Origin of the sequence: Desulfoluna butyratoxydans (assembly GCF_900699765.1) — a bacterium.
GTDB classification, from domain to species: Bacteria; Desulfobacterota; Desulfobacteria; order Desulfobacterales; family Desulfolunaceae; genus Desulfoluna; species Desulfoluna butyratoxydans.
On record NZ_CAADHO010000008.1, the window covers coordinates 47,569 to 60,238 of the forward strand.

Sequence of the window (12,670 nt, forward strand, 5' to 3'; positions counted from 1 at the left end):
AAACGAGGAAGACAAAGATGAGTTATTCACACACTGCCACACGTTGCTGTTTTCTCCTGGGACTTGCCGTTGCCCTTACGTCCATCTCACCAGCCTGCCGTGCCGATGACACGTCACCGACTCCACGGGCACCGGCTGCGAAGATCTCCTTTACCAAGGCAACCCAGGCCCCCCCGTCTGCCGTCACCATGGATCGCCGCGGAAACCTCTACATCGCCGACCCGGAAAACGGCCAGGTGATCCTGATGTACCCCGATGGCTCGCAGGTCCTTTTTGCCATGGGTCTTCGGACCCCCACAGGCCTTGCCGTGGACGCCAGGGGCAGGCTCTATGTGGCCGAAGGCTCCCACGGCACCATCCAGTGCATCTGCCCCAACGGAACAAAAACCCTGGTGGCCGAAGGGCTGAGCAGACCCACGGGCATTGCCGTAGACCGGGACGGCAACCTCACCGTGGCCTGTCCCGGCAATGGATCCATCGCCAGAATCAAGGGAGTCGGCGCCGTTGTGGAAGACGCTCTGTAGCGAGGTGCCTTGAGGCCCGGCCCCTGCCTGTGTTAAGGACTGAAGAAGGGGTGCCCCGTAAACGGTACGGAAAAGGCACCCCCACACCACAACGCCAGAAACGCACAGGACGCAATGACGCCATGGGGCCGGGAGATAAAAAACTCAAGGAATTGAAGGCAAGGATGGACGCCCTGGGAATCAAACCCGGGGACATCGAAGAGACCTTCATCCGCTCATCGGGCCGGGGCGGGCAACGCCTCAACAAGGTGGCCTCCTGCGTTCACCTGAAGCATCGTCCCACGGGGATCATCGTCAAATACGGAGCCAAACGCTCCCAAACCCTCAACCGGTTCCTGGGGCTCAGGCTCCTTGTGGATAAAATCGACGAGACCCTCCACGGCACCTCCCGGGTCGATGCGGCAGCTGAAAAAATCAGGCGCCAGAAACAGAGACGAAAACGTCGCAGCCGCTCCAAGACCACCCCCTGATACCGTAACCCTGAGGTTCCCCCTCCCGGCGACTCTCGTTAAAACAGCCCCCTTCACCGCTTCATCATTGAAATTTTCTATCGGCTTTCAACAGAACATCAATATAAGCATTTTGACTTCCCTTCGCGAGTTTCCTATTTTCCTTCCCATTCCACGGGCAATCCCCCTTTAAAACCACGTGCAGCAACCCGACCGGTCCCCAGTCCGAAAACGGGTTCAGCTGTCTCGCATGCTCCCAAAGGGGCAGTAGAGCCCGAAAAAACAAACACCCCGCTTTATCCATGTGAGACAAGGACCAAAGCACCATGACCGGAGGCATACCGATGAACACCCGTTCCCTTGCACGAACCCTTGCCAGAAAAGCCATGGCCACCCTGATCGTGGCCCTGTGCCTGGTATCCGCTGCCCACGCAGCGCCCAAAAAGATCCCGAGCCTTTACATGGGATACATCTTCACCACGCACCACACCCCCCTCATGGTTGCCGCCGACAAAGGAGAGGCCCTCAAAGAGTGCGGGGCATACCTTGCCCCCATGGTGCCCAAGCAAAAATACAAACTCATGGCCGCAGACGGCACCCCCCTTGCCGTCATCAACTTCATCGTCTCCAAAAACGGGTCCGAGACATCCACCCTCTTTGCCATGAACCGACTGGACTTAGGGCTTGCCTCAAGCACGGCCTTCATGAGCGGCATCGACAAGGGAACCAAGGTCAAGATGCTCTGCCCCCTGCATGTGGACGGCCTGAGCATGGTCTTTCCCAAGGGAAGCACCATCAGCGGGTACGACGAGGTGGCCGCTGCCATCAAAGCCTCCAGGCGCCCCTTTAAAATCGGCTACCACTCCCCCACCAGCGCGCCCCGCATTGTCTTTGAGGGTGCCTTGAGCAAGGCGGGTTTCACCACCACGGGCAACCCCAACGACATCGACGCCGATATCCTCATGGTGGACCTGAAGTCCACGGCCAACCTCATCCCCGCCCTTGTGAGCGGTCAGGTGGACTGCTGGGTCGGCCCTGCCCCCCACCCGGCCGTTGCAGCGTTCCGCGAGGTCGGTCATGTTGCCCTCAACTCAAGGGACCTGCCCCCCAAGGGCCAGTGGACGGATTTTCCCTGCTGCGCCCTGGGCGCGAGCGACAGCCTCATCAAATCGCACCCCGCCGTGGTCCAGGCCATGACAGACCTCATGGCAGCCTCCGCCACCTGGTGCAATGCCGAGAAGGAAGAAACCGCCAGGATTTCGGCGAAATGGATCGGCGTACCCGCCAAGGCCGTTGAAAAATCGTCCATCATCTACACCACGGATCCCACGGAAAACTGGCTCAAAGGTGAAGAGGTCTTCCTTGCCATGCTCAACCGCATGAACAAGTTCCGCGGCGTGCTCAAAGGGGAGGATTTAAAAACCGCAACGCCCCTTCTTTATGATTTTTCCTTTGTCAAAAAGTAAGGATTCGGATTGCCACAGGCCTTGTTCCCCGCTTTTCGGGACAAGGCCTGTAACGATTCAACTCAAAAAACAACACCACGGCCCTTGGTGAGATGTCTGGAATCAACATGAAAAAAAACGTCATATCCCTTTCTCTGCCCTTTCTGGCCCCGGCCCTCTTTGCCCTTGCCTGGGCCTTTCTCTCCCAGCGCATCGCCAATCAGGTCATCCTGCCCGGCATGGACCAGGTGGCGGGGCTTCTGGCCCACCCCACCCATGATCTCATCAGCATGGGTTCTCTGATAGACAACGTCCTGGTGAGCCTCACACGCGTGCTCATCGGGTACTCGGCGGCGGCCCTCATCGCCGTGCCCTTAGGGATTGTCATGGGGTACTACGCCCTTGCCTTTCGATTTTTCAACGGATTTTTAAACCTCTTCCGCCCCATCCCTCCCCTGGCCTGGGTCCCCCTGGTCATGGCATGGTTCGGCGTCTCCAGCCTGGCCACCCTCACGGGAGTGGAGACGGGCCAGCTCTTTGTGACCCTGAACAACATCACCTTTGCCATGCTTTTCATCATCGCCATCGGCGCATTTTTCCCCATCCTCACCTCCACCATCCACGGGGTAAGGCACGTCAACCCCACCCTCATCGACTCGGCCCGGGTGCTGGGGGCAAGCGAGGCCCAGGTGTTTACCCGGGTGCTCCTTCCGGCTGCCATGCCGTCCATCATCACCGGGATGCGCATTGGCCTCGGCATCGCGTGGATGTGCCTTGTGTCCGCAGAGATGCTCCCGGGCTCTCTGTCCGGCATCGGCTACATGATCACCCACGCCTTTACCCTGGCCGCAACCGATATCGTCATCGCGGGCATGGTCTCCATCGGCGTTGTGGGGGCCCTGATGGACAGGCTCTTTCACCGCATTGAAACGCAAAAATTCAGCTGGCAAAGGCAGTCCAACCCATGACCCACGCACCACAGAACATCGTCACCATAGAGAACCTGTCCAAAACCTTCACCACGAGGCGCGGAGAAACCGTCACAGCGGTCACCGACATCAACCTGGCCATGGAGGAGCATTCGTTTACCTGCATTGTGGGCCCTTCGGGATGCGGCAAGTCCACCATCCTGCGCATCGCCTCCGGCCTTGAAAAGGCCACCGAAGGCACGGTGCACTACCGCGGCGCCCCTGTCATCAAACCGTGCGAACACATCGGCCTCGTGTTCCAGGAGTACTCCCTGTTTCCCTGGCTCACGGCCCGTGACAACGTGGCGTCGGGGTTGAGGTTTGCCGGTGCGGACAAAGAGACACGCCACGGCAGGGCCATGGAGTTCCTTGGCATGGTGGGCATGACACCCTTTGCCGGCGCCTACCCCCATGAGCTGTCCGGGGGCATGAAACAACGGGTGGCCATTGCCCGCGCCCTGGCCACCAACCCGGACCTGTTGTTCATGGACGAGCCCTTCGGCGCCCTGGACGCCCACACCCGCATCCTCCTGCAGCAGGAGCTGCTCAATGTCTGGGAGATGACCCGCAAAACCATTGTCCTGGTGACCCACAGCGTGGACGAAGCGGTCTTCCTGGCCGACCGCATCGTGATCATGACCGGAAGCCCGGGAAGGATTCGAAACACACTGGACGTGGACTTAGAGCGCCCACGGCGCCGCTCCATGCCCCGATTCGGAGAGCTGACGGACCATATCCTCAAAGAGCTGGAGCCCGAGCGATAAGAGGTCAAGAATTAAGCAAAATACCCCCAGCGGCAAGGTGTGCCACATTGAAAGTTGGTTGAGAACCGTCACCGGTATCGCCTGAATCATCACAAAAAAAAGCCGCCCCTTTCTCTCAAAGGGTGCGGCTTTTTTGTTCGTTTCTCAGCGTTTTAAGGGGATGTGTTTATCCTCCTGAGGTGCTTGCGGGCTCAGGCTGCTCAAAGGGTTGTCTCTCTTTGGTCAGGTCCTTTGCGCCGGTTCCGGGCATCAACTCAAAGCCCAGGTCAAACTGCACCAGCATGGCCTTGAGCTCATCAAAGGGTTTCTTGTCCCCCACCAGCTTGGCCTTGCCGTTTGTGATCTGATCTTCGAAAGAGACGGCGCCCATCATGACCTGTACCAGGTCTTCCCGGTTGATCGTAATGGTCAGGTCGGCGTCCTTGGCCTCATACCCCTTAATATTGGTCAGGGTGGCATTGCTCAGCTCCACGGCAAATTTCTCGTCGTTGTCCGGAGTGATCAAGTTGATCGTAAAGGCTTTGCCCACAGCCTTGGAGCTGTCCAGCCGGATGGCGAGAAAATCGAGCCAGAGCTCAGTGGACATGGCCTCCACCACATCGGGGCCGGATGTGGATGGCGTCGCCCCTTCGGGGATGCCGTTTCTCAGCTCATAGGCCGCTGCCAGAAAGCTGTTTCGCACACTGGGGCTCTCTTTCTGGTACCCGATCTGCTCAAAAACGTCCGCCAGCAGGTCTTTGGCCTCCTGGTTCTGGGGCTCGGCGTAGACCAGCTTGTTGAGGATCTCCTGGGCGTGCCTGTACTTGCCCTCGTCATACAGCGCCTTGCCCTTGGCCATGATGGGCCCGGATCCTCCCATCATCTCCACGTACAGGGGCGCAGAGTCTTCGGGTGAAAGGGGAATCAGGGTGGTGGGGTTGGCGTCCCAGTAGCCCAGGTACCGGTTGACCACGGCCCGGCTGTTGTGCTCCACCGAACCGTGATAGCTGCGCGCGGCCCACTGCATTTCCAGGCTCTCAGGGACCCTGTAAACGTTGTGGATCTGGTTGATGGTGACCCCCTGGTTGGCCAGGTGGAGGACGCCGTTGTTCAGGTTGGCATAGGTGTCCCGCTGGGTCCGCATCACCTCCTGAATGCGCTCGTTGCCCCAGCGCGGCCAGGAGTGGGCGGAGAACATCACTTCAGCCTCCTGTCCGAACATGTAAAGCGCCTTGTTGATCTGCTTGGACCACTCCAGGGCGTCCCGTACCAGGGCCCCTCGCAGGGTGTAGATGTTGTGGATGGTACCGGTGATGTTCTCTGCGGCCCAGAAAGCCTTCAGCTCGGGGAAATAGGTGTTCATCTCGGCAGGTGCCTCGGTGCCGGGGGTGTTCTGGAACACCATCTTCACCCCGTCCACGGTAAGCTCTTCGATATCGTCCTTGATAATCAAGTTAGGGGGAATCAGCCCCAGGGTGCCCGCCGCCGTGTTCTTACCGATGGACTGATCCACATGGCCGAAGGGGCTTCGGGGCAGCAGCACGCCGTACTGGAAAAAGAGACGCCGGTTCATGGCGTTGCCCGCGTACACATTCTCCGAGACCGCATGGTCCATGAACCCGATGGGGGCGATGACCTTGACCTTGCCGCTCTTGACATCCGCCTCGTCCACCACGCCCCGCACCCCGCCGAAGTGGTCGGCATGGGAATGGGAGTAGACCACAGCCACCACCGGGTACTTACCCAGCTGCTCGTCCACCAGCTTCAACGCGGCTGCGGCGGTCTCCTTTGCCGTCAGGGGGTCAAACACGATCCAGCCGGTGTCGCCTTTCACAAAGCTGATGTTGGCCAGGTCAAAGCCCCGCACCTGATAAATCTTGTCCTTGATGATTTCATAGAGCCCGTAGTTCATGTTGATGATGGCCTGGCGCTGGAGGGACGGATGGATGCTGTCAAAGTCCTCACCATCCAAAAGCCACTGGTAACTGCCCATGTCCCAGGCCACATGCCCGGCCTCGGCCTTGATCTGCATGTAATCCGGGGCCGCGATGAACCCTTTTTTGGACTCTTCCATATCCCGGGTGTCGTCAAAGGGAAGCATCTCACGCTGTTTTTTCTGGTGCTCCACCGTAAACGAGGAGGGCTGTTTGCCCTTGGGGTCAAAATGCCCGCCCTCTCCCATGGCCTCGCCTGCCGTTGCTCCGGCAGCGGCGGCCTCTTCCGTCATGGCGGTTTCAGAGGATTTCTCTGTTGCCGCATCCATATCGGGCGCATCGGACTTACCTGAAGAGCAACCCACTGCCAGGGACACCCCTGCGATCATCAAGCACGCCAGCACAGCATGCCGGAAAAAGACAAAACGATTCCTTTTCATACGGATCTCCTTGGTTGATGTGGCCGGCCGGAAGGGCATCACCAACTCAGGAAAAGACACCCCGCGGAGAATCACGGCCAAAGCCGCGATCCCGGCTCAATTGTGTGATCACGAACGTCCCTGGTCTTCCATCATGGCAGAAAGGCAAAAACAGACCGCCGCCGTCAGCCGATGGAATACCTGGGGATATCTGGGTACGTTGTTATCATGGTGGGTATCGGGGGCACGGCCCGTGGCCATGCCCCTGCACGTGCAGCCAGCGACCCTGCTGAGAAGGGGGCAAGGGTGGACCGTGGGAACACGTCGTACAGCTCAACGGGTCTGGATGTCGAGTGGAATCAAGATGCGGAAGAGAAGGCGTCGGGCAAGCCATGGGGACAGTGACATGTTTTTTTTCGCAGGCGTTGAGCACACTCCGATTAACATGTTAAATTAAAACAAGAATACACCACATAGCGCCCATTCATCAATACAAATTCGCCATATCGCCGCTGGACACGTCATGACCGCAGGGGAATACCCGTCCCCTGTATCCACCCCTCCCAAAAAAGAAGGAGCCTCCATGAACAGGCCGGAAAGCAAGCCCCTCGCCAGTGACGACTGCGGATGCCCGATCCCGGAAAAAAATGGCAGCCATGAAAAAACCATCAACCTGGCCCTTCAGGGGGGTGGCGCCCACGGTGCGTTCACATGGGGCGTCATGGATCGGCTCATTGAGGACGGACGATTGAGAATCGACGGGTTATGCGGAACAAGCGCAGGGGCCATGAACGCTGTGGTGTATGCCTACGGCAACATGGTCGGCGGGGCCGACGGCGCCAGGCAGGCGCTGTACGACTTCTGGAAAACCATCAGCGACACCGCCCGCATCATGAGCCCCATGCAACAGGCCCCCTGGGAAGCATGGAGCGGCACCTGGAACATGGACACCTCGTTTTCATTCAACATGTTCGAGCTCATGACCCGGGCCTTCTCCCCCTACCAGTTCAACCCCATGAACATCAACCCCCTGCGGGACATCCTCGACAAAGCCGTGGACTTCCAGGTACTGAACCGGTGCCAGGAGACCAGGCTGTTCATCAGCACCACCAGGGTCAGGAGCGGAAAAGTCCGGATCTTCACCACCGACGAGATCACCCTGGATGTGGTCATGGCCTCGGCGTGCCTGCCCCAGCTGTTCCAGGCCGTAAAGATCAACGGAGACCACTACTGGGACGGCGGCTACATGGGCAACCCGGCAATTTTCCCCCTGTTTTACCACACCGACACCCGGGACGTGGTAATCATCCACATCAACCCCATGGACCGGGAAGAGCTCCCTACAGACGCCAGCGACATCACGGACCGCTTGAACGAGATCACCTTCAACGCCTCCCTGTTAAAGGAGCTGCGGGCCATCGCCTTTATCACCAAGCTCATTGAAGAGGGCTGGCTCAAGGATGAGTACAAGGGCCGCCTGAAGCACATGCTGATGCACTCCATCCGGGCGGACAGGATCCTGTGCGACCTGAAAGTCTCCAGCAAATTCAACAGTGACTGGGGATTCCTCACGGACCTGTTCAACCGGGGCCGCGCCACCGCAGAAACCTGGCTCTCGGAGAACTACGAGTCCATCGGAAAACGGTCCACCGTGGACTTAAAGCACGAATTCTTCGACATCGGCACCGATCACGTCGGGTAGGCCCCTGACCTCCTTCTGCTTTTTCATAAAAAAACAGGTTTATTCCATGACGGGTTCTAAGGTATTGAAGAAATATACGGGTTAAATCAGGCGAATCCCTCCTTTGTTTCCGAAGGGTGTCGCCCGCACAGCCATACAGTGATACGCCGGGCCATCTGCGTCCGGATTGCCAGACAGGACACACGCAACAACGGAAGGAATGACAGTGGAAGTAAAGATTGCTGACCCATCGGATATCGAAAGCACGCTCCGCCTTCATTACAGGTACCAGGTTGACTCCATCGACGAGGCAGACAAAAAGGACGGCTTTGTCACCACCCCCTTTACCGAGGCCCAGCTGGACGCGTTGATCACCCGGGAACAGGGGCTGTTCATTGCAAAGGAGGACAACGAGGTGGTGGCTTACGCCATGGCGGCCTCCTGGGAATTCTGGTCGGTATGGCCCATGTTCGCCCACATGATCAAAGGGCTCCCCGAGCTGACCTACCACGGCCGGGTACTGAGTGTAGACAACTCCTTTCAGTACGGTCCCATCTGCGTCGACAAATGCCTCAGGGGGCAGGGCGTCCTGGAAAGCGTCTTTCACCTCATGAAAGAAACCATGGCAAAACGGTACCCTGTGCTGGTCACCTTTGTGAACAAAAACAACCCGAGGTCCCATGCGGCGCATACCCGGAAGCTCGGCCTCGATATCATCAACGAATTCGAATTCAACGCCAATCACTATTATGAGATGGCCTGCGAGATACAGGCATGACCGACGTACGCACATCCATCGCATCGGATCTTGGGGCTTGGCTTGCCCTGGCCCGGGAGGTTGAGCCGCTGTTCGGGCCCATGGCCGACGACGCCTCGTTCCAAGCCGCATTGAAGCAGGCCATAAAAGACGAAAACGCGTTTTGCCTTCGACAGGCGCCGGATTCCCCCTTTGCCGGGGGCGTTGTCATCTCGCCGGACACCAACGAAATCGCATGGCTCGCCGTTTCCACAGCCCACCGGGGAAGAGGCCTTGGCGCGGCCCTCTTAGCAAAGGCCCTAGACCGCCTCAATCCTGATAAAGACGTTGTCGTCCAGACCTTTCACGGATCGGTACCCGAAGGGCAGGCCGCACGTGCGCTCTACGCACGCTTCGGGTTTGACGACCTGGAAGACGGCGGAAACGACCCGGCGGGTCTGCCCACGGTCATTATGAAGCGCCCGGCACACCGGACCGGCTCCCAGCAGCCCAGGACAGAGGCATGACGCAACCCGATCACACGTCCACAACCCGGAGGGGCTCCATGGGCCCCTCCCCCATGCGGACCGTCACCTACATCCGCCACGCCCCCTTCGCCGAACCCGAAATTCGATCCGCGGAGCTGGCGGTTTTTGTCTACGACATCCCCTACGTCGGCGCCTGCGGCATTTTTCCTCCCTACCCCCTCATCAACAGGCTCTTTGAATCGGGCGGGGCAGAAGGCGGCATGGGTCCCGGTGCCACATGGCCCCCCTTCTTTCTTAACGAGACAGAATATGATGACCTGGTGGCAGCCATTGAACGGTTGGACCTGACCAGCCTTCAGGAAAAAGCCCGGTTCGGCCGTGTCGCGTTCTCCTTTGACAAAGAGCTGGAGACGGAAACAGACTGGGATACCTGGGCGCAGAAGGCCTGTGACCGGCATCGAAAGGCCTGGTATCAGAAACTGCAACACGCCCAGGCCGGGAGCAAAGGCGGCGCGGACGGGCCGTGACAATGCCGCCCCCCCCAACACCCACCAGTCCTCCTTCAGCGCATTGACATCCGCCAAAAACTCTTGTAAATATTTATAAAATTTTCACCCACCTTCACACAGAGCACCTCATTTACCCCTGCAGCTCTCAAGAATATCCAAGGCATTGAACCGCATCATCCCGGCCATCGTGGGGATCCCCAAGGATCCCATGCCCTTCACAAGCCACCCTTCCAGAAAAGAGACGAACAGCGATGAAACGAACAAAAACCGTGTCACCCATCGGGTTGATGGCGCTCCTCTCAGTCCTTGCCCTGTTCCTGGTCCATACCCCCGTAAAGGTATCGTCTGCGGAGACAAGGGAGCTGTCCATGGCCCAGCGACTCAACGGGCAATGGGTCAGGCAGGACGCACCCTATCGGCTCTCCATCACCGACATCGGCCCCGACGGGGCGATGCATTCGTCCTATTTCAATCCCCGAAGCATCCATGTCCACAAGGCGAATTGGACTGTCCGGCAAAACAGGGTCCATCTGTTTATTGAATTTCAGGACAGGCACTACCCGGGATCACGTTATTTTCTGAAATACAACAAGGAGAAAGACGCCCTGGAAGGGGAGTATTACCATGCCATCCAGAACGCCACCTATGACGTCGCCTTCGTGAGACTGCCTGCTCAATAGAGCTCGCCCCCTCATTGCCAAGCTGCACCCGTTGTCCGTTCACGCCCTGGAATGATGTGCCGCGAACAGATTCGCTGTCCTGCGTTCAAGGCGCCCGCTTTGCCCCGGAGGATTTTCTTCCTGACGCCCCTCCCTGCACCCTCCGGCACCCCACTTTCTTCAGCATGCGCTCTCCGCGTGATGCTTTCAGAATAAGACCATCGCCACAGACATAAACGATCATCCGAAGCACAGGAGGATGGACCATGAGCAGGCACAAGTTGTTGAACGTGGTTGTTGCCTTGAGCCTTTCCGTGTTGTTCTGTTGCGGCCCGGCCAAGGCCAAATCCAAAGCGATCATCCACGACGCCGAATACTACGTCCTGGAAGCGCAACACGGTGAAAAATGGGCCACCGAAGACGAAGAGCTGGACAAGAAACTGGCCGAGTTAAAGGAGAAACACGGCACCCCGCCCAACATCATCCACATCATGTGGGACGACACCGCCGCAGGGGAAATCGGGGTCCCCCAGATTCAGAAGACCCGCGGTTGGGAAACACCGAACATGAACAAATTCTCGGCCGAAGGAATCTACTTTGCGAGGATGTACACCGAGCCCTCCTGCACCCCGAGCCGAGCCGCGGTAATGACCGGTCGGCACGCCGTGCGAAACGGCATGTACAATGTGGGGTTCCCTTACGAATACGGCGGGCTGGCGGCTGATGAGGTGACCATGGCAGAGGTGCTGGGCCAGGCCGGGTACGCCACGGCCTTCTACGGCAAGTCCCACTTAGGGGATGTTGAATCGAGCTACATGAACAAACAGGGCTTTGACGAAGCGCTCTGGACCCCCTACAACCAGGTCCCAAGCTTATACATACCCGACATCGAGCGAGCCGGAGGCATCCGGCCGGGCAGCCTCAATGACGGGATTATCCCGGACGACCCCTACGATATCGACAAGGGATGGCGACCCAAGGGATATATCTGGGCCCTTGAGGGGGTGAAAGACGGACCGGTCAACGAGTGGGGCACGCCCCCCAACCTGAAAGACTACATCGCCATTGACGGTGAATCCCAGAAACGACTCAGCGTGTTCATGAAAAAAAATGTAGAGGCAAAAAAGCCCTTCTACGCAGCGTACTGGCCGCAAATAACGCCCTTTACCGGATTTCCTGAAAAGATAACGGCCTCTGCAGGCCTGTTGCAGGAGGGCCTGGCGCGATTAGACGTGTACGTCGGCCAACTCATGGAAGAGCTCAAGGCCCTGGGTATTGAAGAGAACACCCTGGTCATCCTCATGTCCGACAACGGCCCCATGATCCACAACGGCCCCCCCGGCATGGTGGAGACCCTCTATCGAGGCGGTAAGGGAGACTTCCTTGAAGGGGGCGTACGTGTCACCGCCCATGCCCGATGGCCCGGCGTCATCGAACCGGGACAGATTGTGGGGGATATCATCCACGAGACCGACCTGTTCACCACCTTTGCCCGTCTCGGAGGGGCCACGAGGTACATCCCCACGGACCGCATCATCGACGGGGTGGACCAGACGGCCCTTTTCTTGAAAGGGGATACCCACAGCAGGCGTGATTACGTCTTTATCTACACCGGGGACGAACTCGCCGCCACGGTCAAAGGCCGCTACAAGCGGGACTGGCGTAACGCCGTCCCGGGCCTCAGCGGGGCCGAGTTCTACGATCTCTACAACGACCCGCGGGAGGTCAATCCCCATATGCTCCAGCTGTTTACGACCAAGCCCATGTTCAGCATCATGAAGGCCCGCCACCTCATGATGAAATCCGCGTACCCGGACAAGGGGCAGAATCGCGACTTCCCCTTCAAGAACATCGAAAATGCACGGCCGGAGTCTGTTGAAGCGTCCAAACCCCGCTTAGACCCCGAAAAGCTTCCCTTTGACCCGCGTGAAGCCATCATGCAGGTCCCCGAGTGGGACAACCTCGACCGAAGCTGGGGGGCCGGTAATTAACCGGGCACCTTGCCCAAAAACAAAAACCGATACATGGGGTATCCCATAAACAAAAAAAGCCTCCGGCTCTTGTGCCGGAGGCTTTTGCATGAGGGGTTTGCCCAAAAGGGCTCTTCACCGTGCC

General features: G+C 58.5%; 12 protein-coding genes. 11 read left to right on the plus strand and 1 reads right to left on the minus strand.

The features are described from left to right. Positions 1–17 precede the first annotated feature (17 nt). The 5 genes from MSL71_RS19355 to MSL71_RS19375 all read left to right on the plus strand — a co-directional run bounded on the left by MSL71_RS19355 (position 18) and on the right by MSL71_RS19375 (position 4,150). Positions 18–524, plus strand: a complete 507-nt coding sequence (locus MSL71_RS19355) for an NHL repeat-containing protein (RefSeq protein WP_180143620.1) — start codon at positions 18–20, stop codon at positions 522–524. Between the two features lie 50 nt (positions 525–574). Further along, on the plus strand, positions 575–994 hold the full coding sequence (locus MSL71_RS19360) for a peptide chain release factor family protein (RefSeq protein WP_246317834.1): 420 nt from the start codon (positions 575–577) through the stop codon (positions 992–994). Positions 995–1,317: 323 nt separating this feature from the next. Then, the gene (locus MSL71_RS19365) at positions 1,318–2,439 is read left to right on the plus strand and encodes a CmpA/NrtA family ABC transporter substrate-binding protein (RefSeq protein WP_180143622.1); all 1,122 of its coding nucleotides are present in this window, start codon (positions 1,318–1,320) and stop codon (positions 2,437–2,439) included. Positions 2,440–2,546: 107 nt separating this feature from the next. After that, entirely contained in the window at positions 2,547–3,386 is an 840-nt protein-coding gene (locus MSL71_RS19370) for an ABC transporter permease (RefSeq protein WP_180143624.1), read from the plus strand. Next, positions 3,383–4,150, plus strand: coding sequence for an ABC transporter ATP-binding protein (locus MSL71_RS19375; RefSeq protein WP_180143626.1), 768 nt, complete (start codon positions 3,383–3,385; stop codon positions 4,148–4,150). Before MSL71_RS19370 ends, MSL71_RS19375 begins: the two co-directional genes overlap by 4 nt. A gap of 166 nt (positions 4,151–4,316) precedes the next feature. Here MSL71_RS19375 and MSL71_RS19380 read toward each other — a convergent pair whose 3' ends face one another. Beyond that, the gene (locus MSL71_RS19380; protein ID WP_218951080.1) at positions 4,317–6,503 is read right to left on the minus strand and encodes an alkyl/aryl-sulfatase; all 2,187 of its coding nucleotides are present in this window, start codon (positions 6,501–6,503) and stop codon (positions 4,317–4,319) included. Between the two features lie 562 nt (positions 6,504–7,065). Between MSL71_RS19380 and MSL71_RS19385 the strand changes: the two genes are divergently transcribed. From MSL71_RS19385 to MSL71_RS19410, 6 genes are all read left to right on the plus strand, one after another. Further along, entirely contained in the window at positions 7,066–8,184 is a 1,119-nt protein-coding gene (locus tag MSL71_RS19385; protein ID WP_180143628.1) for a patatin-like phospholipase family protein, read from the plus strand. Positions 8,185–8,383: 199 nt separating this feature from the next. Continuing rightward, positions 8,384–8,941 (plus strand): GNAT family N-acetyltransferase, encoded by a 558-nt coding sequence (locus MSL71_RS19390; RefSeq protein ID WP_218951081.1) that lies wholly within the window; start codon positions 8,384–8,386, stop codon positions 8,939–8,941. After that, positions 8,938–9,426: a GNAT family N-acetyltransferase gene (locus tag MSL71_RS19395; RefSeq protein WP_180143630.1), complete on the plus strand. Its 489-nt coding sequence runs from the start codon at positions 8,938–8,940 to the stop codon at positions 9,424–9,426. Before MSL71_RS19390 ends, MSL71_RS19395 begins: the two co-directional genes overlap by 4 nt. Then, positions 9,423–9,914 (plus strand): hypothetical protein, encoded by a 492-nt coding sequence (locus MSL71_RS19400; RefSeq protein ID WP_180143632.1) that lies wholly within the window; start codon positions 9,423–9,425, stop codon positions 9,912–9,914. Before MSL71_RS19395 ends, MSL71_RS19400 begins: the two co-directional genes overlap by 4 nt. Before the next feature lie 233 nt (positions 9,915–10,147). Next, entirely contained in the window at positions 10,148–10,576 is a 429-nt protein-coding gene (locus MSL71_RS19405) for a hypothetical protein (protein WP_180143634.1), read from the plus strand. A 245-nt stretch (positions 10,577–10,821) separates the two neighbouring features. After that, entirely contained in the window at positions 10,822–12,546 is a 1,725-nt protein-coding gene (locus MSL71_RS19410) for a sulfatase-like hydrolase/transferase (RefSeq protein ID WP_180143637.1), read from the plus strand. Positions 12,547–12,670 lie beyond the last annotated feature (124 nt).

What these genes read in the sequence shown, in the direction of transcription:
- MSL71_RS19380 (WP_218951080.1), bottom strand. Translation starts at nt 6,503, where the DNA reads ATGAAAAGGAATCGTTTTGTCTTTTTCCGGCATGCTGTGCTGGCGTGC.
- MSL71_RS19385 (WP_180143628.1), top strand. Translation starts at nt 7,066, where the DNA reads ATGAACAGGCCGGAAAGCAAGCCCCTCGCCAGTGACGACTGCGGATGC.
- MSL71_RS19355 (WP_180143620.1), top strand. Translation starts at nt 18, where the DNA reads ATGAGTTATTCACACACTGCCACACGTTGCTGTTTTCTCCTGGGACTT.
- MSL71_RS19405 (WP_180143634.1), top strand. Translation starts at nt 10,148, where the DNA reads ATGAAACGAACAAAAACCGTGTCACCCATCGGGTTGATGGCGCTCCTC.
- MSL71_RS19365 (WP_180143622.1), top strand. Translation starts at nt 1,318, where the DNA reads ATGAACACCCGTTCCCTTGCACGAACCCTTGCCAGAAAAGCCATGGCC.
- MSL71_RS19390 (WP_218951081.1), top strand. Translation starts at nt 8,384, where the DNA reads ATGACAGTGGAAGTAAAGATTGCTGACCCATCGGATATCGAAAGCACG.
- MSL71_RS19400 (WP_180143632.1), top strand. Translation starts at nt 9,423, where the DNA reads ATGACGCAACCCGATCACACGTCCACAACCCGGAGGGGCTCCATGGGC.
- MSL71_RS19395 (WP_180143630.1), top strand. Translation starts at nt 8,938, where the DNA reads ATGACCGACGTACGCACATCCATCGCATCGGATCTTGGGGCTTGGCTT.
- MSL71_RS19370 (WP_180143624.1), top strand. Translation starts at nt 2,547, where the DNA reads ATGAAAAAAAACGTCATATCCCTTTCTCTGCCCTTTCTGGCCCCGGCC.
- MSL71_RS19375 (WP_180143626.1), top strand. Translation starts at nt 3,383, where the DNA reads ATGACCCACGCACCACAGAACATCGTCACCATAGAGAACCTGTCCAAA.
- MSL71_RS19410 (WP_180143637.1), top strand. Translation starts at nt 10,822, where the DNA reads ATGAGCAGGCACAAGTTGTTGAACGTGGTTGTTGCCTTGAGCCTTTCC.